A 22781-nucleotide genomic window follows, 5' to 3' on the forward strand; every position below is an offset into this window, starting at 1 on the left:
TCACCGGTGAGGAGTGGCCGGGCGGCCCGGAGCAGGTGCGGGCCCGCCTGGAGGAGACAGGCTACCTCGTCGACGAGGGGCTGGCCATCGCGTGCTTCCTGGCGCTGAGGCTGCGCCGTCCGGTCTTCTGCGAGGGCGACGCGGGCACGGGCAAGACCGCGCTCGCCTCCGCCCTCGCCGAGGTGCTGGACGCACCGCTCGTCCGCTTGCAGTGCCACGAGGGCATCGACGCCTCGCAGGCCCTGTACGACTGGGACTTCCCGCGTCAGCTGCTGCGGCTGCGGGCCGCCGAGGCGGCCGGGGTCACCGACCCGGAGAAGCTGGAGGGCGCGCTGTACGACCGCCGCTATCTGCTCGCCCGGCCGCTGCTGCGGGCGCTGGAAAGCGCCCCGTGCGTGCTGCTGGTGGACGAGATCGACCGGGCGGACGACGAGTTCGAGGCGTTCCTGCTGGAGCTGCTGTCGGACTTCGCGGTGACGATTCCCGAGCTGGGCACGGTGCGGGCGGAGGTGCCGCCGCTGGTGGTGCTGACCTCCAATCGCACCCGCGAGGTGCACGACGCGCTGAAGCGGCGCTGCCTGTACCACTGGTTCGACCATCCGGACTTCGGCCGTGAACTCGCCATCGTGCGACGAAGGTTGCCGGAGGTCACGGAGCGGCTGGCCGAACAGGTGACCGCGCTGGTGCAGGAGCTGCGGCGGCACGACCTGGTGAAGCCGCCCGGGGTGGCGGAGACCATCGACTGGGCGCGGGCCCTGGACGCGCTGGGGGCGAGCGAGGTGGACGCGCGGCTGGCGACGGCCACGCTCGGCTCGGCGCTGAAGTACCGCGAGGACACGGAACGGGCCCGGGGCCTGGATCTGGCGGCCGTGCTGGCGGGGCGGGGGTGACCGGTGTGGACGGTGCCCCGTCCCAAAGCGGCGTGTCGCCCGGTGACGTGCCGGACCCGGCCGCCCTGCTCCTCGGGTTCGCGCGGCGGCTGCGCGCGGCCGGCGCGGACGTGAGCGGGGAGCGGGTGCGGGCGTTCCTGCGGGCGGCGGAGGCACTACGGCCGTGGGCGCGGAGGGACGTGTACTGGGCGGGGCGGCTGACGCTGTGCGGCGGCCCGGACGACCTGGCCCGCTACGACCGGGAGTTCGCGGCGTGGTTCGGCACCGGCGGTCCGCCCGCGCCTGATCCGGTCCCGGCGCCGCCGCGTCTGCGCCCGGTCCTGCGGAACGCGGCCGCCCCGACCGGGAGGCCCGGCACGCCGGAGGAGCGGGCGCCGCGGCTGCCCGCGCCGGCCGCCTCCACCGACGTGCTGCGTCACCGGGACGTGGCGGAGCTGAGCGCGGCCGAGCGGGAGCAGGTGCGGCGGCTGCTGGCGGCGTTCGCGCCGCGCGGCCCGGTGCGGCGCAGCGCGCGGCGGCGGCCGGCCCGGCGCGGGGAGACCGATCCCCGCCGCACGGTGCGGGCCATGCTGCGCGGCGGCGGCGAGCCGGTGCGGCCGCTCCACCGGGTGCGGGCCGAGCGGCCCCGCCGGGTGGTGCTCCTCGTGGACGTCAGCGGGTCGATGGCGCCGTACGCGGACGCGTTGCTGCGGTTCGCGCACGCGGCGGCGCGCGGCCGGCACACCGAGGTGTTCACCGTGGGCACCCGGCTCACCCGGGTCACCCGCGCGATGGCGCACCGGGATCCGGACGCGGCGATGGCGGCCGTGGCGTCGGCGGTGCCCGACTGGAGCGGCGGGACCCGGCTCGGGGAGCTGCTGAAGGAGTTCCTGGACCGCTGGGGACGGCGGGGCACGGCGCGCGGCGCGGTCGTGGTGCTGCTGTCGGACGGCTGGGAGCGTGGCGATCCGGAGCTGCTCGCCGAGGGAATGCGACGCTTGCACCGGCTCGCGCACCGCGTGATCTGGGCCAATCCGCTCAAGGCGCGGCCGGGGTACGCGCCCCTGGCGGCCGGAATGGCGGCGGCGCTGCCGAGCGTGGACGCGTTCGTCGAGGGGCACAGCCTCGCAGCGCTGGAGCGGCTGGCGCGGGTGGTGCGCGCAGGCCGCCCGGTGGAGGGGGTGCCCGTGGAAGGAGCGGATGGTGCGTGACGTACTCCCGGCGCTCGGCCGCTGGTACGCGGCCGGGGCGCCGTTCGGCCTGGCCACGGTCGTCGAGGTGAGCCGCAGCGCGCCACGCGACCCCGGTGCGGCGATGGCCGTCGGCCCGGACGACGAGGTGGTGGGCAGCGTCTCCGGGGGCTGTGTGGAGGGCGCCGTCTTCGAGCTGGCGCGGGAGGTGGTCGCCGAGGGCGAGGCGCGGCTCGAGACCTTCGGCTACAGCGACGAGGACGCCTTCGCGGTCGGGCTGACCTGCGGTGGTGAGCTCACCCTGCTGGTGCGTCCGGTCACGCCGGAACTGGACCCGGCGTTCGGTGACGTCGCCGCGTCGGTGGCGGCGGCGGAACCGGTGACGGTGGCCACGGTCACCGGGGGTCCCGCACGGCGCGGGGCCACCCTCGCCGTGTGGCCGGACCGGGTCGCCGGCGGCCTGGGGACGGAGGGGCTCGACGTGGCGGTCACCGCGGACGCGCGCGGTGAACTCGCCCTCGGCTCCACCGGGTTGCGGCACTACGGGCCACAGGGGCAGCGCCGCGAGGACGCGGTGCAGGTGTTCCTGCAGAGCTTCGCGCCGCCGCCGCGCATGCTGGTGTTCGGCGCGATCGACTACGCGGCGTCCGTGGCCCGCATCGGTGTCTTCCTCGGCTACCGGGTCACCGTGTGCGACGCCCGCCCAATGTTCGCCACGCCCCGGCGCTTCCCCGCGGACGTGGAGGTGGTCGTCGAGTGGCCGCACCGGTACCTCGCCGGCACGGACACCGACGAGCGCACGGTGATCTGCGTGCTCACCCACGACCCCAAGTTCGACGTGCCACTGCTCACCGAGGCGCTGCGCCGGCCGGCCGCCTACATCGGCGCGATGGGCAGCCGTCGTACGCACGAGGACCGTGCCGGGCACCTGAAGGAGGCCGGGGTCACCGAGCGGGAGCTGTCCCGGCTGCGGTCCCCGGTGGGCCTCGACCTCGGCGCCCGTACGCCGGAGGAGGTGGCCGTGTCGGTGGCCGCCGAGATCGTCGCCCTGCGCTGGGGCGGCTCGGGCGCCCCGCTCACCACGACCCGGGGCGCGGTCCACCCGGCCCGGCCACCCGCCGGTTCCGCCCGCCGACCCGCCCGCTGACAGGAGGAAGTCATGGATCTGCGCCACGAGTTCACCGTGCCCGTCCCGGTCGACGACGCCTGGAGGGCCCTCCTCGACATCGAACGGGTCGCGCCGTGCCTGCCCGGGGCGAGCGTGGAGGAGTACGACGACAAGACGGTGACCGGGTCGGTGCGGGTCAAGGTGGGCCCGGTGACCGTGACGTACAAGGGCACCGCCGTCTTCGAGGAACGGGACGAGGAGGCGCGGCGCCTGGTGCTGGTCGCCGGGGGGCGGGACGCCCGGGGGCAGGGCACGGCCCGCGCCACGGTGACCGGCACCCTGAGCGAACGGGACGGGGCCACGGCGGTGACCGTGCACACCGATCTGACGGTGACCGGGCGGCCGGCCCAGTTCGGGCGGGGTGTGCTGGCGGAGGTGGGCGAGCGGATCATCGGCCAGTTCGCCGCGTGTCTCGCGGAGCGGCTGACCGAGCCGGCGGCCGACCGGGACGACGCGCCTGGGGACGGAGCTCGCGGGCAGGCGGCCGACGAGGCGAACTCCGCGTCCGTCACGGCACCGGAGCGGTCGGCGCCCGGGGCGCAGGAGCCGCTGGACCTGCTGCGCACGGCCGGGCTGCCGGTCGCCGCGCGCGCTGCCGCGGTGGTGGCGGCCGCCGTGGTGGTGGCCGTCTCCGTACGGGGGATACGCCGGCGCGGCAAGGCCCGGAAGAATCTCGTCCGGGGTGTGTGAGGCCTGCGGGCAGGGGTAGTCGCCCGGTATCACCTCCGATGGTGGGAAGGAGGTCCGTGGAAGAGTCGCATCTACTCGTAGCGCCCGGGCCGTTTCCACCGAGTGAGACGGCCCGGACCGTCAGCGCGGCGGCAGCCGGTGGAGGTCCACCTCGGACAGCCGGCCCCCGGTGATCGCGGCGGTCATACAGGTGCAGTGGGGCTGCCGGCGGCGATCCGTCGGTGAGCCCGGATTGAGCAGTCGAAGTCCCGTGGGCGCCGTGGTGTCCCACGGGATGTGACTGTGTCCGAACACCAGGACGTCGAGATCGGGGAAGCGCGCGGCGCACCGCTTCTCCCGCCCCTGCGCGGGGCCGGTCTCGTGGACCACCCCGAAGCGCAGCCCGCCGAGTTCCGCACGGGCGACCTCGGGCAGCCGGGCCCGCACCTCCGGCCCGTCGTTGTTGCCGAACACGGCGAGGAGCCTGCGGCTGCGGCTCTCCAGCAGATCGAGGGTGTCGGTGTCGACCCAGTCCCCCGCGTGCACGACGACGTCGGCGCGGGGAATCTCCTCCAGCAGCGGCTCGGGCAGCTTCTTGGCGCGTTTCGGCAGATGGGTGTCGGACATCAGGAGCAGACGCACGGTGGGCAGCCTAGAGGTCGGGGCGGGGGATGCGGGGAGCCCGCGCACACGCCGCCGGGCGCGCGCCCCGGTGGGTGCGGGCCCGGTCGTGGCGGCGGGGTCCCTGGCGCCGGGCGGCTTGACGGCCGTCGGCCGGGCGGGTCCGGACCCCGGGCGGGGTCAGTCCTCGCCGCGGACGATGTTCTCCTCGGCCCAGGTGACCGGGGCGGCCGTCGTGGTGTTCCGGTCGACGGCGGGCAGGCAGGTCCGCAGCGGCTCCTGGCCGCGCAGGCGCCGCGCTCGCGCCCAGCCGGTCTCCGGACGGCGGGTCCGGGGCTTGTCCATGCTCTCCGTGATCACGTCACATCATCTTCCTTCTGCGGTCACCGGGCGGCCGGGTCCCCGACACCGCACCGCCTAAACCCCGCCGTCACGCTTCCGTGCAACTCCCTCACGGCAATAGGCACTTACGTGTGCGGCCGGGCCACACTGATGTCGCCGAGGGCCGACTGCGGGTCGCGCTCCATGGCGACGTCCCCCAACGACACGACGCCGACCGGGAGTCGGCCCTCGACCACCGGCACGCGACGCACGGCGTGTTCCCGCATCAGCCGCACCGCGAGGTCCAGCTCGTCGTCGGGCCCCACGGTCACCACGTCGTCGCTGCACGCGCCGGCCACGGTGGTCTCCTCCGGGTCGACGCCCTCGGCGACGGAACGCACCACGAGGTCACGGTCGGTGACCAGTCCCCGCAGCCGCCCGTCGTCGGTGACCAGGACGGCTCCGAGGTCGCGGTCCCGCATGATGCGGGCGACCTGGGCCACGGAGGTGTGCGGTCCGACGGTCACCGGCGCGGCGGTCATGATGTCGCGGACGTACTGGGTCATGGCGTGTCCTTCCCTTCCCCGTCTCGGTGAGGTGGACCGGGTACCCACCGGGCGGCGACCCCTGCCGCCCGTCACGTCCGTACGGTGAACTCCGCCCACACCTGCTTGCCGCCGCTGACCGGCAGCGTGCCCCAGGTCGCCGACACGGCCTCGACGAGCAGGATGCCGCGGCCCCCGGTCGCCTCCCAGCCGATGCTGGTGGGCTTCACCGGGGAGCGGGGCGAGGCGTCGGCGACGGCGAGCCGCAGCCGGTCGCCGACCAGGGAGAGATCGAGACGGACCTGTCCCTCGGTGTGCACCAGGGCGTTGGTGACCAGTTCGGACACGGCGAGCAGCGGGGCGTCGATCTCGTCGGTCACGCCCCAGGAACGCAGGGTGCGCCGGGTGAAGCGGCGTGCGTGCCCCACCGCCTGCGGCACCCGCCACACGGTCCAGCTCTCCCGCAGCGGGCGGTTCTCCATGCCGTCGTAGCGCATCAGCAGCAGCGCCACGTCGTCGCTGCGGAGCGCGTTGCCGAGCAGCGCGTCCGCGACCGGCCCGAGGCGTGCCGGGTCGGCGGCGGACACCTGACGGGCGAACCGTTCGAGCCCCTCGTCGATGTCGGAGTCGGGCGACTCGACCAAACCGTCCGTGGTGAGGGCGACCAGCGTGCCGGGCTGGAGCCGCAGCGGGCTCATGGGGAAGTCGCACTGCCGCACCACCCCGAGCGGCGGGCCGCCCTCCGCCTCCGCGATCTCGGTGCGTCCGTCCGGGTGGCGCAGCACCGGCGGCAGGTGGCCGGCGCGGACGCACCAGGCGGCGCCCGCCTCCATGTCGACGTCGACGTAGCAGCAGGTGGCGAAGAGGTCCGTCTCCATGTCGACGAGGAGCCGGTTGGCGTGCGAGACCACCACGTCCGGGGGGTGGCCCTCGACGGCGTAGGCGCGCAGGGCGGTGCGCATCTGTCCCATGAGGGTGGCGGCGCCGGCGCTGTGCCCCTGGACGTCCCCGATGACGAGGGCGACGTGGTTGTCGGGCAGCGGGATGACGTCGTACCAGTCGCCGCCGAGTTCCAGCCCCGCGGTGCTGGGCAGGTAGCGGGCGACGGCGACCGCCCCGGGCAGCCGGGGCAGCCGGCGCGGCAGCAGCTGCCGCTGGAGCATGCCGACCAGTTCGTGCTCGGCGTCGAAGGCGCGGGCCCGCATCAGCGCCTGGCCGGCCAGGTTGGCGGCGGCGGTGAGCAGGGTGCGCTCGTCCGCGCCGAAGTCGTGCGGGGCGTCCCAGCCGACCAGGCAGGCCCCGGCCATGCGGTTGCCCGCGGCCAGCGGCAGCACCGCCAGTCCGCCGGGGCCGACCCCGGCCAGGGCGGGCTCCAGCGGGGAGCCCGCGGGCCAGATCCCGGGGCGGCCCTCGCGCAGCGCGGCGGCCAGGGTGGGCATGGTGCGCACGGGCGCGTCGGGCCACTCGGTGCGCCACTCCGACCGCCACACCTCGGGCCAGGCCTCGGGCTCGGGCGGGTCGAGGACGGTGACGACGAGCCGGTCGCTCTCCAGCTCGGCGAGGGCCATCCGGTCGGCGCGCAGCGGGCGGCGCAGCGCGGCGACCACCGCCTTCCCGACGTCCCGCACGGTCACGGCGGTGGACAGCGCGGCGGCAAGCCGCTGCACCCGGGCCACGTCGGTGACGTCGGCGCGCAGCGAGGAGGCGTCGGTGACGGAGCCGACGAGCCGGGCCGGGCGCCCCTCGCCGCCGGGGGCCAGCCGGCCGAGCAGCCGGAGCCATCTGGGCGGGCCGGCGGGCTGGAGCACCCGGAACTCCAGTTCGCGGTCGCCGATGGTCATGTGGTCGGCCTCGACCACGGACATCAGCGAGGGCAGATCCTCGGGGACGGTCAGGCCGAGCAGGGTCTCCACCCGCCCGTCGAAGTCGTCCGGGTCCACGCCGAACAGGTCCAGGACGTCGTCGTGCACCCGGAGCCGCCCGGTGTCCATGGCGAGGCTGAAGCCGCCCGGCGGCAGGTCCGCGCCGTCGGCGGGCACGGGCGGCGCGGGGGCGGCGACCGCGTCGGCGACCAGGCCGAGGCACGCCCGCTCGTCGGCGTCGAAACCGCCGGGCCGCTCGCTCACCGCGAGCAGGCAGCCGCCGCCGTCGTGGCGCACCGGCAGCGCGGCCAGGTGGAAGTCCCGGCGGGGGGTGCGCCGGGACTGGGCTTGAGCCGCCAGGTCCTTCGGGCCGAGCCACACCGTCCGTCCGCGCGCGGCCTCGGCGACCGGGCTGCGGCCGGTGGCCGAGTAGCAGTCACGCACCCCGCACAGGGTCCTCGGCACCCCGGCGGTCTCCGTCAGGCAGAGCAGTTCGCCGTCCTCGCCGGGGGCGTAGACGCCGGCGAACGCGGCGCCGGCGAAGACCAGGGCCTGCTCCAGGATCCTGCGCAGCCGCTCGGGTGAGTCCGGGTCCGCGGCGAGCGCCGTCAGGGCGCCTTCGGCGCGCAGCGTTCTCGTGCTGCGTCCCGCAGCGCCCTCACCCACCACGTTGGCCATTACAGCGCTTATGGGACACGTGCGCAGCCCCTGTGCACGAACGACGCCCTGGGCGGACCTCTCGCGGGGCTCCGCCCTTGACCCCGCTCCTCGAGCGTCGAGCGCCGGAGGGGCTGATGCCAGCCCGTCCGGCCCTCGAGGACGCGGCCCGCCAGGGCCGACAGAGGGGCTCACAACCGCGGAACGGGGTATTCGCACAGATGCGCGCTCAGAGAGTCCCGCTCGCCGTGCGGGACGCCCTCCCGCAGGGGAGATTGGGTGCGGGTCGTGCGAGGAGGTGGTCGGCGTGTCCGAGGGACAGGCGTCCGCGCAGTCGCACGCCCCCGTGGGCCGTCCGCTGCTGTCGCTGACGCTGGCCGCGTTGATGGACGAGGTGCACGCCCACTCCGGGGCGGTGTACCTGCTCTCCCCCGACCAGCCCGTGCTGGAGATGGCGGTGATGGCCGGACTGCCCCGTGCCTTCGCGGCGCCGTGGGAGCGGGTGGGGCTGAGCGCGCCGATCCCCGTGTCCGACGCGGTGCGTGAACGGCGGCTGGTGTGGGTGGGCGGCGAGGAGGAGATGGCCCGCCACTACCCCCGGATCGCGATGGTGCTCCCCTATCCGTTCTCGCTGGCCGCGCTGCCGGTGGCGACGGCGGCGAAGGTGTACGGCGCGGTCTTCGTGACCTGGCCGGGCTCGCACCCGCCGGAGCTGTCGGACTGGGAACGCGAGCACCTCACCGCGGCCTGCGACCGGCTCGCGGTGCGGCTGGAGCGGGCCGCCGAGAACAGCCTGCCGCTCGCGCCGGAGCCGGACCTGCTGGCCGCGCCGGTGGTGGGCGGGGCGGCCGGCACGCTCGGCACCGTGGAGGCGGCCCGGATGGTGTCCCGGCTGCCGTACGGGCTGTGCTCGCTCGACCTGCACGGGCGTATCGCCTTCGCCAACGCCGCCGCCTCAGAACTGCTGGGCGTCCCGTCGCAGCGGCTGGTGGGGGCGCAGATGTGGGCGGCGGTGCCGTGGCTGAACGACCCGGTGTACGAGGACCGGTACCGGGCGGCACTGTTCAGCCAGCACGTCACCTCGTTCGTCGCGCTGCGCCCGCCCGACGCGTGGCTGTCCTTCCGGCTGTATCCGAGCACCACCGGCCTCAGCGTCCGGATCAGCAGGGCGCGCGCGGTCACGGAGATGAATCGCGCCACGCCCCGGCGGGGGACGGCCCCGGAGCGGCTGGTGACCATCACCCAGGTGCTCAGCCTGGCCGGTGCGCTGACCGAGGCGGTCGGGGTGCAGGACGTGGTGCAGCTGGTCGCGGACGAGATCGCGCCGGCGGTGGGCAGCCAGGCACTGGTCGTGCTCGGCTCCCGGGCCGGCCGGCTGCGCGTGCTGGGGCACCGCGGGTACGCGGACCCGCTGGTGGTGGAGCGGTTCGACGGGATGCCGCTGTCCCGGGCCACCCCGGGCGGGCAGGTGCTGCGCTCCGGGGTGCCCGCCTTCTTCGAGACCCGGGAGGAGCTGGAGCGGCTGTACCCGGCGCTGCAGAGCCACCCGTCCGGGTTCTCGGCGTGGGCGTACCTGCCGCTGATCGCCTCCGGCCGGCCGGTGGGCACGTGCGTGCTGTCCTACGCGGCCCCGCACCACTTCACGACGGAGGAGCGGGCGGTGCTGACCAGCCTGGCGGGGCTGATCGCGCAGGCGCTGGAGCGGGCCATGCTGTACGACGTCAAACACCGTCTGGCGCACGGGCTGCAGGAGGCGCTGCTGCCGCACACCCTGCCGTCGCTGCCGGGGATCGAGGCCGCCGCCCGGTATCTGCCGGCCACCCGGGGCATGGAGATCGGGGGCGACTTCTACGACCTGGTGCCGACGCAGGGCACGGCGGCGGCGGTGATCGGGGACGTGCAGGGGCACAACGTGACGGCGGCCGGGCTGATGGGCCAGGTCCGTACGGCGGTGCGGGCGTACACGGCGGTGGGGCAGGCGCCGGACGAGGTGATGCGCAGTACCAACAGGCTGCTGCTGGACCTTGGTTCGGAGCTGTTCGCGAGCTGTCTGTACCTGCGCCTCGATCCGCTGCGCCGGCGGGCCGTGATGTCCCGCGCGGGGCATCCGCCGCCGCTGCTGCGCAGGCCGGACGGGCGGGTCCGGGTGCTGGACCTGGCCGGCGGCCCGCTGCTCGGCATCGACGGGGCGGCGGTGTACCCGTCGACCGAGGTCGCGCTGGAGCCCGGTTCGCTGCTGGTGCTGTACACCGACGGCCTGGTGGAGTCTCCGGGCACGGACCTCGAGGACGCCCTCGCCGACCTGTGCCGGCGCCTGACCGACCTCGGCGACCTGCCCCCGGACGACCTCGCCGACGCCCTGGTCAGGCACGGCCCCCACACGACGGACCGCCTGGACGACACGGCGGTCCTGCTGCTCAGGTCGGTCCCGGTGGTCTGACGGGGGCGCTTCCGGCGGGGGTGCGGACAGCGTGACCGCCCGGTACCGGGGGCCTCCCGGTACCGGCCGGCCGTCGGCGTCAGCGCGTCGAGGTCAGCCCGGCTCCGCCTCCGTGACGGCCGGAGCCGCGGCCGTGTCCCGCGCCCTCGCCGGCCTGCCCGTCACCGGTGTCCTGATCCGCGCCCGCGTCCTCACCGGCGCCCGCTCCGGCGTCCTGCTCGGCGCCCGCCTGGGCTCCCGCGCCCTGGCCGGCGCCCGCGCCCTGGTCGCCCGCCTGGGCTCCCGCGCCCGCGTCGTCTCCCGCGCCGAGGGTCGCGCCGACCGCCTCCAGGGCGGTGGTCACCGGCTGGAAGAAGGTCTCCCCGCCCGACGTGCAGTCGCCGCTGCCGCCGGAGGTCAGGCCGATGGCGAGACCGTCCTGGGTGAACATCGAGCCGCCGCTGTCGCCGGGTTCGGCGCAGACGTCGGTCTGGATGAGGCCGGTGACCGTGCCCTCGGGGTAGTTCACCGTGGCGTTCAGGCCGAGCACCTGGCCGTCGGCGAGACCGGTGGTGCTGCCCATGCGGAACACCTGCTGGCCGACCGCGGCCTCCGCGGCCTGGACGACGGGGACGATCTGTCCGCCGACGTTCACCTCGCTCGGGGCCTCGGTGGCGGGGTCGTTGTAGGTGACGAGCGCGAAGTCGCCCGCGCCGGGGAACAGCGCCTGGTCGACGGTGGCGATCGGCTGTCCGCCCTGCTGGTCCGACCACTCGTCACCGGCGGCGGCGCAGTGCCCGGCGGTGAGGAACGCGGGCGTGCCGTCGGCCGCGGTGACGTTGAAGCCGAGCGAACAGCGGGCGCCGCCCGCGAAGATGGCGTCGCCGCCGGACGCGAAGGTCCGGAAAGTGCCCGAGGACTTCTTGATGGTGGCCATGCCGGAACCGAGGCTCTCCACGGTGGACTCCAGCCGGTCCCACTTGTTCCCGGTCACCGTGCTGTCCGCGGTGACGAGGATCTTGTTGGTGCGCGGGTCGACCGCCCAGGACGTGCCCGGGATGGTCGCCTGCGCCCTCAACGTCTGGGCGCCGGACTCGAGTTCGGCCATGCTGTTGTCGACCTCACGGACGGCCGCACCCGCGCCCTGCGCCCGCAGGGCCATGTCGCCCTCGCCGCGCACCACGTTGACGACCAGCCGCTTGCTGTCGCCGTCGTAGTAGGCGCCGGCGTACGCGTCGCCGAGCATTCCGGCGAGGCGGGTGGCGAGATCCGAGGCGTCGCCCGCCTTCAGGGTCCTCGGCGCGGCCGCGGCGTCGTCCGGCGCGCCGTCCTGTGACGCGTTCGCGCTGGGAAGCAGGATCGCGGCGGCGCCGAGGGCCACCACACCGCCCACCGCCATCGCGGCCTTGCGCTTCGGAATTCGCTTGTGACTCAAACTTCTCGACCTCCTGGGGGGACCGGAGTCGTGCCGCCGTGGGGCGGCTGTCGGGGCGCCTGGATGGCCGTTGGTACGCAAGGGAGTTGAGGAGTGTTCAACGCCCCCCGTGACCTCACCGTCCGCCACCGGACGCGAACGCTCCGTGTCCGGTGCCGCCTTGAATCCCGGCTTCGGCGAATCTGCACACCGAATGCCCAACCCGGTCACCGCAGCGAGGTGCGTGCACAACGCATGTATCCGGGAAACGCCCTTGCGGCCGGTGTGTCGCTTTCCGGCCACGGGGGCGCAAGTGGCCGGATGGGGCGATGCCGTGGGCCATGTGAAGAAGTCGCCGCCGAGCCGTGCCCCCGTCTGCACGCTTGGGTGCGCCTCGGGCGCAAGTTGCCTGGTGAGGCGCCCGAATGATTGGAAGCCCGCAGCGGCGGCGTGCTTTGATCCATCGCACCGCAAGGCCGTTCCGGGCTCCCGGCGACGGGCGTCCGACGCCCGCGGTCGCGGCCTTCATCTGTCCCCAGAGGGGGCCGCTCCCCCCTTGTGAATATCCATACGAAGGGAAGTTCCCCCATGAACTCCACCCCGCAGGTCGAGACCGCCGAGATCTCCGACGCCGACCTCGACGCCGTCTCCGGTGGTCTGTCGGTCAACGCCGTGAGCACCCTCACCGGCGCCCTGGACGGCATCGCCCCGGTCTCCGGCCTGGTCGACACGGTCGTCGGCACCGTCGAGGGTGTCACCGGCCTGAACACGGCCCCGGTCACCAACCTGGTCGCCGGTCTCTGATCGCGTCCTTGTGTCACCGAGTCCCGGAGCCGCTCCCCGGCTCCGGGACTCAGTGGTGCGTCCGCAGTCCTTCCGTCACGTCGCACAGTTCACCCAGGTGAGGGAAGACCCGTGCAATTCCGCCAACAGGCCCTCGCCAAGCTCCAGTCACCGGAGGAACTCGACCTCCCGGTGCGCTTCGCCCGCCCGCAGGGCTGGCTGGTGCTGTCCGTCACCGTGATCGCGATGGCCGCCGCGTCCGTGTGGGCGCTGACCGGTTCGGTCACCTCCACCGTCCAGGCACCCGCCATCCTCACCTATGGGCAGGGCAGTTACATCCTGCAGAGCCCGGTCGCCGGGCAGGTCACCGCCGTACTCGCGCGCGAGGGCGAGCGGCTGCCGGCCGACTCCCCCGTGCTCAAGGTCCGTACCCCGGACGGGGACCAGGTGGTGCGCACCCTTCAGGCGGGCCGGATCACCGCGCTCGCCGCAAGCGCCGGGCAGATCATCGCGACCGGCGCGGACGTCGCCGCGGTGGAGAAGGTCCGCGGCGCCGAGTCGCCCCTGTACGCGACGGTGTACGTCCCCGCGCAAAAGGCCGCCGGCATCCCCGCGCACGCCTCCGTCGACCTGACGGTGCAGTCGGTGCCGAGCCAGGAGTACGGCGTGCTGCGGGGCGAGGTGACGGAGGTGGACCGCTCCGCCCAGTCCCCACGGCAGATCACCGGGTTCCTCGGTGACACCCAGCTCGGTGAGGAGTTCACCCGGGACGGCAGGCCGGTGGCCGTCACCGTGAAGCTGAAGCGGTCGTCGGCGACGGAGAGCGGGTACGCGTGGTCCTCGGCCGAGGGCCCGCCGTTCGAACTGACGTCGATGACCCTGGCCACCGGTTCCATCCGGCTGGCCGACCGGCGTCCCGTGGATTGGCTGCTGCCGTGAGCACCGCACAGGAGACGCGCGGCAGACGCCGTGCCGCCCCGCCCCGCCGCAAGGTCCCCACGTCCAAGGTCAGGACGGTCCGTACGCCCACCGTGCTCCAGATGGAGGCCGTGGAGTGCGGTGCCGCCTCCCTCGCGATGGTGCTCGGCCACTACGGCCGCCACGTCCCGCTGGAGGAGCTGCGCATCGCCTGCGGGGTGTCGCGGGACGGTTCGCGCGCCAGCAACCTGCTGAAGGCGGCCCGCGGTTACGGGCTGACCGCCAAGGGCATGCAGATGGACCTGGCCGCCCTCGCCGAGGTGGCGGCGCCGGCCATCCTGTTCTGGGAGTTCAACCATTACGTCGTCTACGACGGCATGGGCCGCCGGTTCGGCCGCCGCGGCGTGTTCGTCAACGACCCCGCCAAGGGGCGCCGGTTCGTGCCGCTGGAGGAGTTCGACGGCAGCTTCACCGGTGTCGTGCTGGTGATGGAGCCCGGCGAGGACTTCAGCCGGGGCGGGCGCAAACCGGGCGTGCTCGGCGCCATGCCGGCCCGGCTGCGCGGCACCGCGGGCACCATGCCCGCCGTGGTGCTGACCAGCCTGCTGCTGGTGGCGGTGGGCGCGGCCGTGCCGGGACTCAGCCGCACCTTCATCGACGACTTCCTGATCGGGCAGCAGACCTCGACGCTGGACGCGCTGTTCCTGTCGATGGGCGCCTGCGTGCTGCTCACGCTGCTGCTGACCTGGCTGCAGCAGGCCAACCTGCTGAGCGGCCGGCTGATCTCGTCCACCCTGTCCAGCGCGCGGTTCCTGCGGCATCTGCTGCGGCTGCCGGTGACGTTCTTCTCCCAGCGCAGCCCCGCCGACCTGGTGCAGCGCCTGCAGTCCAACGACGCGGTGGCCGAGACCCTGGCCCGCGACCTGTCGGCGGCGGGCGTCGACGCGGTGGTGGTCGTGCTGTACGCGGTGCTGCTGTACACGTACGACCCGCAGCTCACCTTCGTGGGCATCGGGGTGGCGTTGCTGAACATCCTGGCGATGCGGATCGTGATCCGGCTGCGCGCCACCCGCACGGCGAAGCTGCGCGCGGACACGGCGCGGCTCACCAACACCGCGTACACGGGGCTTCAGCTGATCGAGACGCTGAAGGCGACCGGCGGCGAGGACGGCTACTTCCGCAAGTGGGCGGGACAGCACGCCACCACGCTGGAGGAGCAGCAGCGGCTAGGGGTGCCGAGCGCGTGGCTCGGCATCGTCGCGCCGACGCTCGCCACGCTGAACAGCGCGCTGATCCTGTGGATCGGCGGCATGCGGGCGGTCGAGGGGCACATCTCGGTCGGTCTGCTGGTCGCCTTCCAGGCGCTGGTCGCCCGGTTCACCGCGCCGCTGACCCGGCTGAACGGGGTGGCGGGCCGCATCCAGGACTTCGCCGCCGACGTGGCACGGCTGAAGGACGTGGAGAACTTCCGGGCGGACCCGCTGTACGGCCGTCCCGGCGCCGGTGAGTCGACCCGGCGGCTGCACGGCCATGTGGAGCTGCAGAACCTCGCCTTCGGCTACAACCCGCTGGACAAGCCGCTGCTGACCGGCTTCGACCTGACGGTCGGTCCGGGGCAGCAGGTGGCGCTGGTGGGCGGCTCGGGCAGCGGCAAGTCGACGGTGTCGCGGCTGATCTCGGGGCTCTACACGTCGTGGGAGGGCGTGATCCGGATCGACGGGCAGCGCATCGAGGACATCCCGCGCGGGGCGCTGGCCGCGTCCGTCTCCTTCGTCGACCAGGACGTGTTCCTGTTCGAGGGGACGGTGCGGGACAACGTGGCGCTGTGGGACCCGTCGGTCCCGGACGAGGCGGTGGTGGAGGCGCTGAAGGACGCGGCGCTGTACGACGTGGTCGTGCGCCGTCCGGGCGGCATCCACAGCCCCGTCGAGCAGGACGGCCGGAACTTCTCCGGCGGTCAGCGCCAGCGTCTGGAGATCGCGCGGGCGCTGGTACGGCGGCCGAGCATCCTGGTGCTCGACGAGGTGACCAGCGCGCTGGACGCCGAGACGGAACTGGTGGTGATGGACAACCTGCGCCGGCGCGGCTGCGCGTGCGTGGTGATCGCGCACCGGCTGTCCACGGTCCGCGACAGCGACGAGATCGTCGTGCTGGACCAGGGCACGGTCGTGGAGCGCGGGCGGCACGAGGAGCTGGTGGCGCGCGGCGGCGCGTACGCGGCGCTGGTCAGGGAGCGATGAGATGACTGCCGTGCAGGAGGGGCAGGGCGGCGACGTCGTCCTGGGCGCGCTCGGCGCGCTGGGCACCCCGGTCGACTGCTCCGGGTTCGGGCGGCTGGACCTGGAGGGGCCGCAGGTGCTGTGGCTGATCGCGTCCGGCGCCGTGGACCTGTTCGCGGTGGACGCGGAGCAGCAGGGTCACTGGCACCACCTGGGCCGTCTGGAGGCGGGCTCGCTGGTGCTGGGCCCGGTGGCCGGTCCGGCGCACACGCTGGTGGCGCGCCCGCTGCGGGACTGCGTGGTGCACCGCGTCGCGCTGCGCGAGCTGTACCAGGAGGCACAGACCCAGACCTGGTCGTACGACGAGTACGGCAACCCGCAGTACGTGCCGCCGACGACGAGCCCGCTGGAGTACGCGCTCGCCCTGGGCGTGGGCCGGAGCCTGGCCGTGCTGTTCCAGGCGCCGATGGCGACGGAGCGGGCGGCGGCCCCCACCGACGACGACGTGTTCTGGATGCAGGTGCCGCCGGGCAGCGTGCAGTACGGCTCGCTGTACGGGGCGGAGGCCGCGGCGGACCTGCTGATGGACCCGGCGCTGTGGCAGAGCATGGTCGACCAGCAGTACCGGCTGATGACCACGCTGGACCGGTGGATCGAGCAGCTGGAGGAGACGCACGAGTCGCGCACCGCGCAGGGCATCGCGGCCGGTGAGGCGGTGCGGGCGCAGGCCGACCGGACGTTGCTCGCGTCGATCGGCAAGCGGCCGGGCCGGCGCACGACGGCCGCGGACGCGGACGCCACGTACGCGGCCTGCGAGCTGGTGGCGCGGGCGGCCGGGATCACCCTGGCCTCGCCGGCGCAGTCCGGCACGGGCGCCGACCGGCTGGACCCGGTGGAGCAGGTGGCGCTGGCTTCGCGGCTGCGCACCCGGGTGGTGCGGCTGGAGGGCCGGTGGTGGCGCGACGACGTGGGGCCGCTGGTGGGCCGGCGAGCCCTGTCGGGGGCGCCGGTGGCGCTGCTGTGGCGGCGCGGCGGCTATGTGGCCGTGCATCCGTCGACGGGCCGGGAGACCCCGGTGGAGAAGGCGAACGCCGAGGAGTTCGAGCCGCGCGCGGTGATGTTCTACCGTCCGCTGCCCGAGCGGCGGCTGAGTTTGCTGCGGCTGATGCGGTTCTGCATGGGCGGCACCCGGGGCGACCTGACGGGGCTGATCCTCAGCAGTCTCGTGACGGTGGTGCTGGGGGCGCTGGTGCCGCTGGCGACGGGCCGGGTGCTCGGCGAGTACGTGCCGAAGGCGCAGACGGACCTGATCGTGCAGGTGTGCCTCGCGGTGATCCTCAGCAGTGTGGTCGCGGCCGCGTTCATGCTGCTGCAGAACCTCACGCTGCTGCGGCTGGAGGGCCGGGTGGAGGCCACGCTCCAGCCGGCGGTGTGGGACAGGCTGCTCAGGCTGCCGACCCGGTTCTTCACGGAGCGGTCCACGGGTGAGCTGGCGAGCGCGGCCATGGGTATCAGCGCGATCCGCCGGATGCTGGCCGGGGTGGGCCCCACGGTGACCCAGTCGGTCACCGTGGGCGCGGTGAACCTGGGACTGTTGCTGTGGTTCAGCGTGCCGATGGCGCTGGCCGCGCTGGGCATGCTGGTGGTGGTCGCGAGTGTGTTCCTGGGGCTCGGTCTGTGGCAGGTGCGCTGGCAGCGGCGGCTGGTGGTGCTCACCAACAAGCTGAACAACCAGGCGTTCCAGACGCTGCGCGGGCTGCCGAAGCTGCGGGTGGCGGCGGCGGAGAACTACGCGTACGCGGCGTGGGCCTCGCAGTTCGCGCGCAGCCGTGAGCTGCAGGCGAAGGCCGGCCGGATCAAGAACCTGACGGCGGTGCTGGGCGCGGTCTATCTGCCGCTGTGCACGCTGGGGATGTTCATGCTGCTGGCCGGCCCGGCGCGCGGGTCGATGACGGCGGCGGAGTTCCTCACCTTCAACACGTCGGTGACGATGGTGCTGACGTCGGTGACCCAGCTGACCGGATCGTTCGTCTCGGCGGTCGCCGCGCTGCCGCTGTTCGAACAGATCCGGCCGGTGCTGGACGCGACGCCCGAGGTGCGTACGGCGAGCACCCGGCCGGGCCCGCTGACCGGGGCGCTCGAGGCCCGGCGGGTGTCCTTCCGTTACTCCGACGACGGTCCGCTGGTGCTGGACGACGTGTCGTTCGAGGCGCGTCCGGGCGAGTTCGTGGCGGTGGTGGGGCCGAGCGGCTGCGGCAAGTCGACCCTGCTGCGGCTGCTCATCGGCTTCGACCGGCCGCAGTCCGGCTCCGTGCTGTACGACGGGCAGGACCTGGCGGCGCTCGACCGGTCGGCGGTGCGCAGGCAGTGCGGTGTCGTGCTCCAGCACGCGCAGCCGTTCACCGGGTCGATCATGGACGTGATCTGCGGGAGCGAGCCGTACACGCCGGAGGAGGCGATGGCGGCGGCGGAGATGGCGGGGCTGGCGGAGGACATCCGCCGGATGCCTATGGGGCTGCACACCATCGTCTCGGGCAGTGGCGCGGTCTCCGGCGGTCAGCGGCAGCGGCTGATGATCGCCCAGGCGCTGATCCGACGGCCCCGGATCCTCTTCTTCGACGAGGCGACCAGTGCTCTGGACAACGAGACGCAGCGCACGGTGATCGAGAGCACCAAGGCCCTGCGGGCGACCCGCATCGTCATCGCGCACCGCCTGTCCACGGTGCTGGACGCGGACCGGGTGGTGGTGATGGAGGCCGGCAAGGTGGTCCAGCAGGGCACGCCTGCCGAGCTGCTCGCCGACACGCAGGGGCGCCTGCACGAGCTGGTCCGCAGGCAGCTCGCCTGATCCGTCAGGCGTCCGCCCCGGGATACGGCGCCCCCGAGGGCACCCCCGCCGCCACGTAGGCCTCGTACAGCTCCCGGGCGGGCGCCTCGGGGCCGGCGTGCGGTCCCTCGAAGCGCTCGCCGCGCGCCAGGAACACACGGCTCATGGCGCGTCTTCGTCGTCCCCCGCGGTCAGGTCGTTGGCCGGGGCGGGAAATGGGTACCCACGGGCCATGCGGACCAGCGTGGTGGATGTCGGGTCGAAGACCGTCAGGCTCGTCGTGTCGGACACGGAGGGCGGGGCGCCGCTGCCCGTGCACACCGCCAAGTGGCGCCTGCGGCTGTCCGAGCAGGTCACGCACGGCGGGCCGGTGCCCGACCGTGCCGTGGAGGACCTGGTGGACGCCGTGGCGGCGGCGGACCGGACCGCGGCGCGGTGGGGCGCCGCCGGTCCCCTGGCCTTCGCCACGGCCGTGGTGCGCGGCGCTCCCAACCGGCAGGAGGTGCTGCGCACGGTGCGGGAGCGGACCGGCGTCGAGCTGTGCACCCTGCCCGGCGAGGTCGAGGCGGAGCTCACCTTCCTCGCGGCGCGCCGCTGGATGGGCTGGCGCTGCGGGCCGCTCGCCCTGCTGGACATCGGCGGCGGTTCGCTGGAGGTCGCCTTCGGGCGCGGCCGGCTGCCCGACTTCGCCGCCTCGCTGCCGCTGGGGGCGGCCCGGCTGACCCACGAGTACTTCGAGGACGAGGACCCGCCCTCGCCCGACCGGCTACGGACCCTGCGCCGCAAGGTGCGGCACCAGCTGCGCGACGCGGCGGCCCGGATCCGCTGGGAGGGCCCGCGTACGGCGGTCGCCACCTCCCGCACCTTCCAGCAGCTCGGGCGGCTGTGCGGGGCCGCACCCGGCCGGCACGGCCCGTTCGTGGAGCGGGAGCTGTCGGCGTCCGACCTGCGCGTGGCGATCGACCGGCTGGCCGCGCTGTCCGCGGCCGAGCGCGCCCGGCTGCCCGGCATCTCCGCGCCCCGCTCGCTGCAGAGCCTGGCGGGCGCGGTCGTGGCACACACCGCGATGAAGCTGACCGGCCTGGCGACGGTGACGATCTGCCCCTGGGCGCTGCGCGAAGGAGTACTGCTGCGCCACGTCGAGGACGGTCCGTCCTGGTGGGCGGAGATCATCCGGAGCAACGAGAAGGAGGCGGCGGGCGCCGATCCGGTGCCCCTGCGCATCGCCGCCGCCCGGCACTGACGTCCGCCCGCGGGGCGGCGCACCGACCAGTACGACCAGAACGACCAGTACGACGTGAGGAGAATCCGTGTCCGAGCACGACGACACCCCCAAGGACGAGTCGGCCGTCGACGAGGTGCTGCGTGAGGTGGAGGAGGCCGAGCGCCGGACCCGGGACACCGAGGAGGACCGCCGGCACCGCGGTGAGGCGGGCGAGGCCGTCACGCCCAACACCGAGGCGCAGGAGCAGGCAGAGGGAGAGTAGCCACGTCGGGGCTGCCGCCGGGGTCCGGCGGCAGCCCCGGGCCTCGGCCCTACTGCGGCGGGGCCCCGAGCGGCCGGGCCGCGAGAGCGCGGGCGACGCCCAGCAGGTTCGCCGCCATGGCGCGGCCCGTGCTGCGCGACCAGTCCTGGCCGCTGCCGCCCTCCAGGAAGGACGGCCCCGGGCCCGGACCCTGGTTCCAGTACGTCCACGCCTGGCCGGGGATGGTGTAGCCGATGTCCTGGAGCCCGCCCGTGATCTCGCTGATCACATGGTGGGCGCCGTCCTCGTTGCCGGTGACGACGACGCCGGCGACCCGGTTGTAGGCGACCGGGCGGCCCTCGTCGTCGGTCTCGGACAGCATCGCGTCCATCCGTTCCAGGACCCGCTTGGCCACCGACGACGGCTGGCCCAGCCAGGTCGGCGAGGCGATGACGAGGATCTCGGCCGCGAGGAGCTTCTCGTGCACCCGGGGCCAGTCGTCGCCCTCGTGGACGGCCTCGCTGACCACGCCGGGGGCGATCTCCAGGTCCACGGCGCGGACGACGTCGACCTCGACGCCCTCCCGCTCCAACTGCTCGGTGACGGTCCGGAACAACGCCTCGGTGTTGGAGGTCTCGGGTGACTTCTTGAGCGTGCAGTTGATGACCAGTGCCTTCATGACGTCATGGGGTACCCCGCGGGCGCGCCCCCGCCACGCCGTCGGGCGTTTCCGTCCGCCGTCCGGGTACTCGGGGCCCATGGACGACCCCCGAGACGAACCTCTGCTGCCCGGACCACGCGGGCCGCTCAGCCGTGCCGTGACGACGTATCTGCGGGGCGCCGGCCCGTTGCCCTCCGAGGAGGACGTGGCAGCGGCCGCCGTGTACGGCGAGGACCTCCAGCTCGCCCTCTACCTCTGCTACGAGATGCACTACCGCGGTTTCGCGGACGTGGCGCCGGCCCTGGAGTGGGACCCGGACCTGCTGCGCACCCGGGCCGCCATGGAGCGGCGCTTCCTCGCCGCCCTGCGCGCGGACGCCCCGCGCCACGAGAGCGTCGACGACGCGCTCGCCGGGATCCTCGTGGAGCCGGTGGACGGCACGGGCGTCAGCCACTTCCTGCGGGACAAGGGCGAGCTGTGGCAGCTGCGCGAGTACGCCGCCCTGCGCTCCCTGTACCACCTCAAGGAGGCCGACCCGCACGCCTGGGTGCTGCCGAGGCTGCGCGGCCGGGCCAAGGCGGCGATGGCCGCCGTGGAGTTCGACGAGTACGGCGGCGGGCGGGGCGACCGGGTGCACGCCCGGCTGTTCGCCGACCTGATGACCGACCTCGGACTGGACACGACGTACGGCCGGTATCTGGACGCCGCCTGCGCGGAGCTGCTGGTCACGGTGAACCTGATGTCGCTGTTCGGCCTGCACCGCACGCTCCGGGGCGCCCTGGTCGGCCACTTCGCGACGGTCGAGATCACGTCCTCGCCCGGGTCCCGGCGGCTGGCGGAGGCCATGCGCCGCACGGGCGCCGGTGGCGCCGCCGAGCACTTCTACGACGAGCACGTGGAGGCGGACGCCGTGCACGAGCAGGTGGTCCGCAAGGACGTCATCGGCGGTCTGCTGGAGGACGAGCCGCTGCTCGCCCCGGACGTCGCCTTCGGTGTGGCGGCCACGGTGTTCACCGAGGACCTGCTCGGCGACCGGCTGCTCGCCCAGTGGCGGGAGGGCCGCTCGGCCCTGCGTGTTCCGCTGTCACAGGAGGTGACCCATGTCTCTTGACCAACGGGGTACTCGGCCGCCTGTGAAAAGTCTGGCACTCCCGGGTGTGTACGCCCCTCAAGAGGACACCGAGCTGCTCGCCGCCGCCCTGGCCGACGAGCCCGTCCCGCCGGGCGCCGACGTCCTCGACGTCGGTACCGGCTCCGGAGCCCTGGCCCTGGCCGCCGCCCGGCGCGGCGCCCGTGTGACCGCCGTCGACGTGTCACGGCGGGCTGTGTGCACGGCCCGGCTGAACGCGCGGCGGGCCCGTCTCTCCATTCAGGTCGTGCGCGGAAACCTGTTCGATCCGGTGCGGGGCCGGACGTTCGACCTGGTGCTCACCAATCCCCCCTACGTTCCCGCGCCCGCCGGTCACCGGCCGCCGCGCGGCGCGGCCCGCGCCTGGGACGCGGGCGGTGACGGCAGGCTGGTGCTGGACCGGGTCTGCCACGAGGCCCCCGGGCTGCTGCGGCCGGGCGGTGTGCTGCTCCTCGTGCAGTCGGCGCTCAGCGATCCGGAGCTGACCGTGGACTGCCTGCGCTCCGCCGGGCTGAAGTCCGCGGTCACGCAGCGGCGGCGGATCGCCTTCGGTCCGGTGCTGCGGACCCGGGAGAAGTGGCTGCGGGAGCGGGGGCTGCTGTCCCCCGCCGACAACGAGGAAGAGCTGGTGGTGGTCCGTGCCGAACTCCCCGTCTGACCCCGCGCCGTCCCCCTCCGGGTCCGCGCACTCCCCCTCGGGGTCCGCGCACTCCCCGTCCGGGCCTACGGGTGACCCGCGCCGCGTCACCATGCGGCGCAAGGGGCCGATGCTGGTGGACGGGCCGGTGGAGGTGGAGCTGGAGGACGGCTCGGTCGTGTCCTCCGACCGCTTCCGCGTGGCCCTGTGCACCTGCCGGCGCAGCCGGCGCTATCCGTGGTGCGACACCAGCCACCGCGACCGCGCCTGAATCCTTCCCGATACGGCCCGGAGGCCGGCGGGCGGCCCCACTCCGCCCGCCGGCCTCCTTGTGGGATCGCACTGTCCGCGCGGTGCCCCGTACTCCCCAGTCCGCGGGCCGCCACACGGTCACGGGAACGTGCGA

At 74.3% G+C, this 22781-nt stretch carries 21 protein-coding genes; 14 read left to right on the top strand and 7 right to left on the bottom strand.

Features of this window, described 5'->3' with window-relative positions:
• The first annotated feature begins 35 nt into the window (after positions 1 to 35).
• The 4 genes from B100_RS0105400 to B100_RS0105415 are packed head-to-tail and all read left to right on the top strand — an operon-like array spanning position 36 to position 3917.
• Positions 36 to 890, top strand: a complete 855-nt coding sequence (locus B100_RS0105400) for an AAA family ATPase (RefSeq protein WP_024883420.1) — start codon at positions 36 to 38, stop codon at positions 888 to 890.
• A 32-nt stretch (positions 891 to 922) separates the two neighbouring features.
• Positions 923 to 2080 carry a VWA domain-containing protein gene (locus tag B100_RS0105405; protein ID WP_051489943.1) on the top strand — a complete coding sequence of 386 codons (1158 nt, stop codon included), beginning with the start codon at positions 923 to 925 and terminating at the stop codon, positions 2078 to 2080.
• Positions 2073 to 3206 (top strand): XdhC/CoxI family protein, encoded by a 1134-nt coding sequence (locus tag B100_RS0105410; protein ID WP_024883422.1) that lies wholly within the window; start codon positions 2073 to 2075, stop codon positions 3204 to 3206. The genes B100_RS0105405 and B100_RS0105410 overlap by 8 nt, the downstream gene beginning before the upstream one ends.
• A gap of 12 nt (positions 3207 to 3218) precedes the next feature.
• Positions 3219 to 3917, top strand: coding sequence for an SRPBCC family protein (locus B100_RS0105415; protein WP_024883423.1), 699 nt, complete (start codon positions 3219 to 3221; stop codon positions 3915 to 3917).
• A gap of 120 nt (positions 3918 to 4037) precedes the next feature.
• Here B100_RS0105415 and B100_RS0105420 read toward each other — a convergent pair whose 3' ends face one another.
• From B100_RS0105420 to B100_RS0105435, 4 genes are all read right to left on the bottom strand, one after another.
• Positions 4038 to 4538, bottom strand: coding sequence for a metallophosphoesterase family protein (locus B100_RS0105420; RefSeq protein WP_024883424.1), 501 nt, complete (start codon positions 4536 to 4538; stop codon positions 4038 to 4040).
• A gap of 159 nt (positions 4539 to 4697) precedes the next feature.
• Positions 4698 to 4877: a hypothetical protein gene (locus B100_RS0105425; RefSeq protein ID WP_024883425.1), complete on the bottom strand. Its 180-nt coding sequence runs from the start codon at positions 4875 to 4877 to the stop codon at positions 4698 to 4700.
• Between the two features lie 107 nt (positions 4878 to 4984).
• On the bottom strand, positions 4985 to 5404 hold the full coding sequence (locus B100_RS0105430; protein WP_024883426.1) for a CBS domain-containing protein: 420 nt from the start codon (positions 5402 to 5404) through the stop codon (positions 4985 to 4987).
• A gap of 71 nt (positions 5405 to 5475) precedes the next feature.
• Positions 5476 to 7923, bottom strand: coding sequence for a SpoIIE family protein phosphatase (locus tag B100_RS0105435; RefSeq protein ID WP_024883427.1), 2448 nt, complete (start codon positions 7921 to 7923; stop codon positions 5476 to 5478).
• 286 nt (positions 7924 to 8209) lie between these two features.
• On the opposite strand from B100_RS0105435, the gene B100_RS0105440 reads away from it, so the two are divergent.
• On the top strand, positions 8210 to 10342 hold the full coding sequence (locus B100_RS0105440) for a SpoIIE family protein phosphatase (protein WP_024883428.1): 2133 nt from the start codon (positions 8210 to 8212) through the stop codon (positions 10340 to 10342).
• A gap of 79 nt (positions 10343 to 10421) precedes the next feature.
• On the opposite strand, the gene B100_RS0105445 is transcribed toward B100_RS0105440, so the two are convergent.
• The gene (locus B100_RS0105445; RefSeq protein WP_024883429.1) at positions 10422 to 11756 is read right to left on the bottom strand and encodes an alpha-lytic protease prodomain-containing protein; all 1335 of its coding nucleotides are present in this window, start codon (positions 11754 to 11756) and stop codon (positions 10422 to 10424) included.
• A gap of 567 nt (positions 11757 to 12323) precedes the next feature.
• Between B100_RS0105445 and B100_RS0105450 the strand changes: the two genes are divergently transcribed.
• From B100_RS0105450 to B100_RS0105465, 4 genes are all read left to right on the top strand, one after another.
• The gene (locus tag B100_RS0105450) at positions 12324 to 12539 is read left to right on the top strand and encodes a hypothetical protein (protein ID WP_024883430.1); all 216 of its coding nucleotides are present in this window, start codon (positions 12324 to 12326) and stop codon (positions 12537 to 12539) included.
• A gap of 111 nt (positions 12540 to 12650) precedes the next feature.
• Positions 12651 to 13457 carry an HlyD family efflux transporter periplasmic adaptor subunit gene (locus tag B100_RS0105455; protein WP_024883431.1) on the top strand — a complete coding sequence of 269 codons (807 nt, stop codon included), beginning with the start codon at positions 12651 to 12653 and terminating at the stop codon, positions 13455 to 13457.
• Positions 13454 to 15676, top strand: coding sequence for an NHLP family bacteriocin export ABC transporter peptidase/permease/ATPase subunit (locus tag B100_RS0105460; RefSeq protein WP_024883432.1), 2223 nt, complete (start codon positions 13454 to 13456; stop codon positions 15674 to 15676). Before B100_RS0105455 ends, B100_RS0105460 begins: the two co-directional genes overlap by 4 nt.
• 1 nt (position 15677) lies before the next feature.
• Positions 15678 to 18503 (top strand): NHLP bacteriocin export ABC transporter permease/ATPase subunit, encoded by a 2826-nt coding sequence (locus tag B100_RS0105465; RefSeq protein ID WP_024883433.1) that lies wholly within the window; start codon positions 15678 to 15680, stop codon positions 18501 to 18503.
• 4 nt (positions 18504 to 18507) lie between these two features.
• Here B100_RS0105465 and B100_RS35290 read toward each other — a convergent pair whose 3' ends face one another.
• Entirely contained in the window at positions 18508 to 18648 is a 141-nt protein-coding gene (locus tag B100_RS35290) for a hypothetical protein (protein ID WP_486585589.1), read from the bottom strand.
• Positions 18649 to 18714: 66 nt separating this feature from the next.
• On the opposite strand from B100_RS35290, the gene B100_RS0105475 reads away from it, so the two are divergent.
• Complete coding sequence (locus tag B100_RS0105475; protein WP_024883434.1) at positions 18715 to 19725, top strand: Ppx/GppA phosphatase family protein; 1011 nt, start codon at positions 18715 to 18717, stop codon at positions 19723 to 19725.
• Positions 19726 to 19792: 67 nt separating this feature from the next.
• A complete protein-coding gene (locus tag B100_RS37200; protein WP_167534538.1) occupies positions 19793 to 19969 on the top strand; it encodes a hypothetical protein in 177 nt (58 codons plus the stop codon).
• Between the two features lie 49 nt (positions 19970 to 20018).
• Here the strand turns inward: B100_RS37200 and B100_RS0105485 are convergent, their stop codons facing one another.
• On the bottom strand, positions 20019 to 20627 hold the full coding sequence (locus B100_RS0105485) for a flavodoxin family protein (RefSeq protein WP_024883435.1): 609 nt from the start codon (positions 20625 to 20627) through the stop codon (positions 20019 to 20021).
• A gap of 79 nt (positions 20628 to 20706) precedes the next feature.
• Here B100_RS0105485 and B100_RS0105490 point away from each other — a divergent pair, with 79 nt between their 5' ends.
• The 3 genes from B100_RS0105490 to B100_RS35295 all read left to right on the top strand — a co-directional run bounded on the left by B100_RS0105490 (position 20707) and on the right by B100_RS35295 (position 22646).
• Complete coding sequence (locus tag B100_RS0105490; RefSeq protein ID WP_024883436.1) at positions 20707 to 21720, top strand: iron-containing redox enzyme family protein; 1014 nt, start codon at positions 20707 to 20709, stop codon at positions 21718 to 21720.
• A complete protein-coding gene (locus B100_RS0105495; protein WP_051489932.1) occupies positions 21710 to 22396 on the top strand; it encodes a HemK2/MTQ2 family protein methyltransferase in 687 nt (228 codons plus the stop codon). Before B100_RS0105490 ends, B100_RS0105495 begins: the two co-directional genes overlap by 11 nt.
• A 91-nt stretch (positions 22397 to 22487) precedes the next feature.
• Complete coding sequence (locus tag B100_RS35295; protein ID WP_051489933.1) at positions 22488 to 22646, top strand: CDGSH iron-sulfur domain-containing protein; 159 nt, start codon at positions 22488 to 22490, stop codon at positions 22644 to 22646.
• Positions 22647 to 22781: the final 135 nt, after the last annotated feature.

This window comes from Streptomyces sp. CNH189 (assembly GCF_000527195.1).

What these genes read in the sequence shown, in the direction of transcription:
- B100_RS0105490 (WP_024883436.1), top strand. Translation starts at nt 20,707, where the DNA reads ATGGACGACCCCCGAGACGAACCTCTGCTGCCCGGACCACGCGGGCCG.
- B100_RS0105485 (WP_024883435.1), bottom strand. Translation starts at nt 20,627, where the DNA reads ATGAAGGCACTGGTCATCAACTGCACGCTCAAGAAGTCACCCGAGACC.
- B100_RS0105415 (WP_024883423.1), top strand. Translation starts at nt 3,219, where the DNA reads ATGGATCTGCGCCACGAGTTCACCGTGCCCGTCCCGGTCGACGACGCC.
- B100_RS35290 (WP_486585589.1), bottom strand. Translation starts at nt 18,648, where the DNA reads ATGAGCCGTGTGTTCCTGGCGCGCGGCGAGCGCTTCGAGGGACCGCAC.
- B100_RS0105450 (WP_024883430.1), top strand. Translation starts at nt 12,324, where the DNA reads ATGAACTCCACCCCGCAGGTCGAGACCGCCGAGATCTCCGACGCCGAC.
- B100_RS0105475 (WP_024883434.1), top strand. Translation starts at nt 18,715, where the DNA reads ATGCGGACCAGCGTGGTGGATGTCGGGTCGAAGACCGTCAGGCTCGTC.
- B100_RS0105495 (WP_051489932.1), top strand. Translation starts at nt 21,710, where the DNA reads ATGTCTCTTGACCAACGGGGTACTCGGCCGCCTGTGAAAAGTCTGGCA.
- B100_RS0105435 (WP_024883427.1), bottom strand. Translation starts at nt 7,923, where the DNA reads ATGGCCAACGTGGTGGGTGAGGGCGCTGCGGGACGCAGCACGAGAACG.
- B100_RS0105430 (WP_024883426.1), bottom strand. Translation starts at nt 5,404, where the DNA reads ATGACCCAGTACGTCCGCGACATCATGACCGCCGCGCCGGTGACCGTC.
- B100_RS35295 (WP_051489933.1), top strand. Translation starts at nt 22,488, where the DNA reads ATGCGGCGCAAGGGGCCGATGCTGGTGGACGGGCCGGTGGAGGTGGAG.
- B100_RS0105465 (WP_024883433.1), top strand. Translation starts at nt 15,678, where the DNA reads ATGACTGCCGTGCAGGAGGGGCAGGGCGGCGACGTCGTCCTGGGCGCG.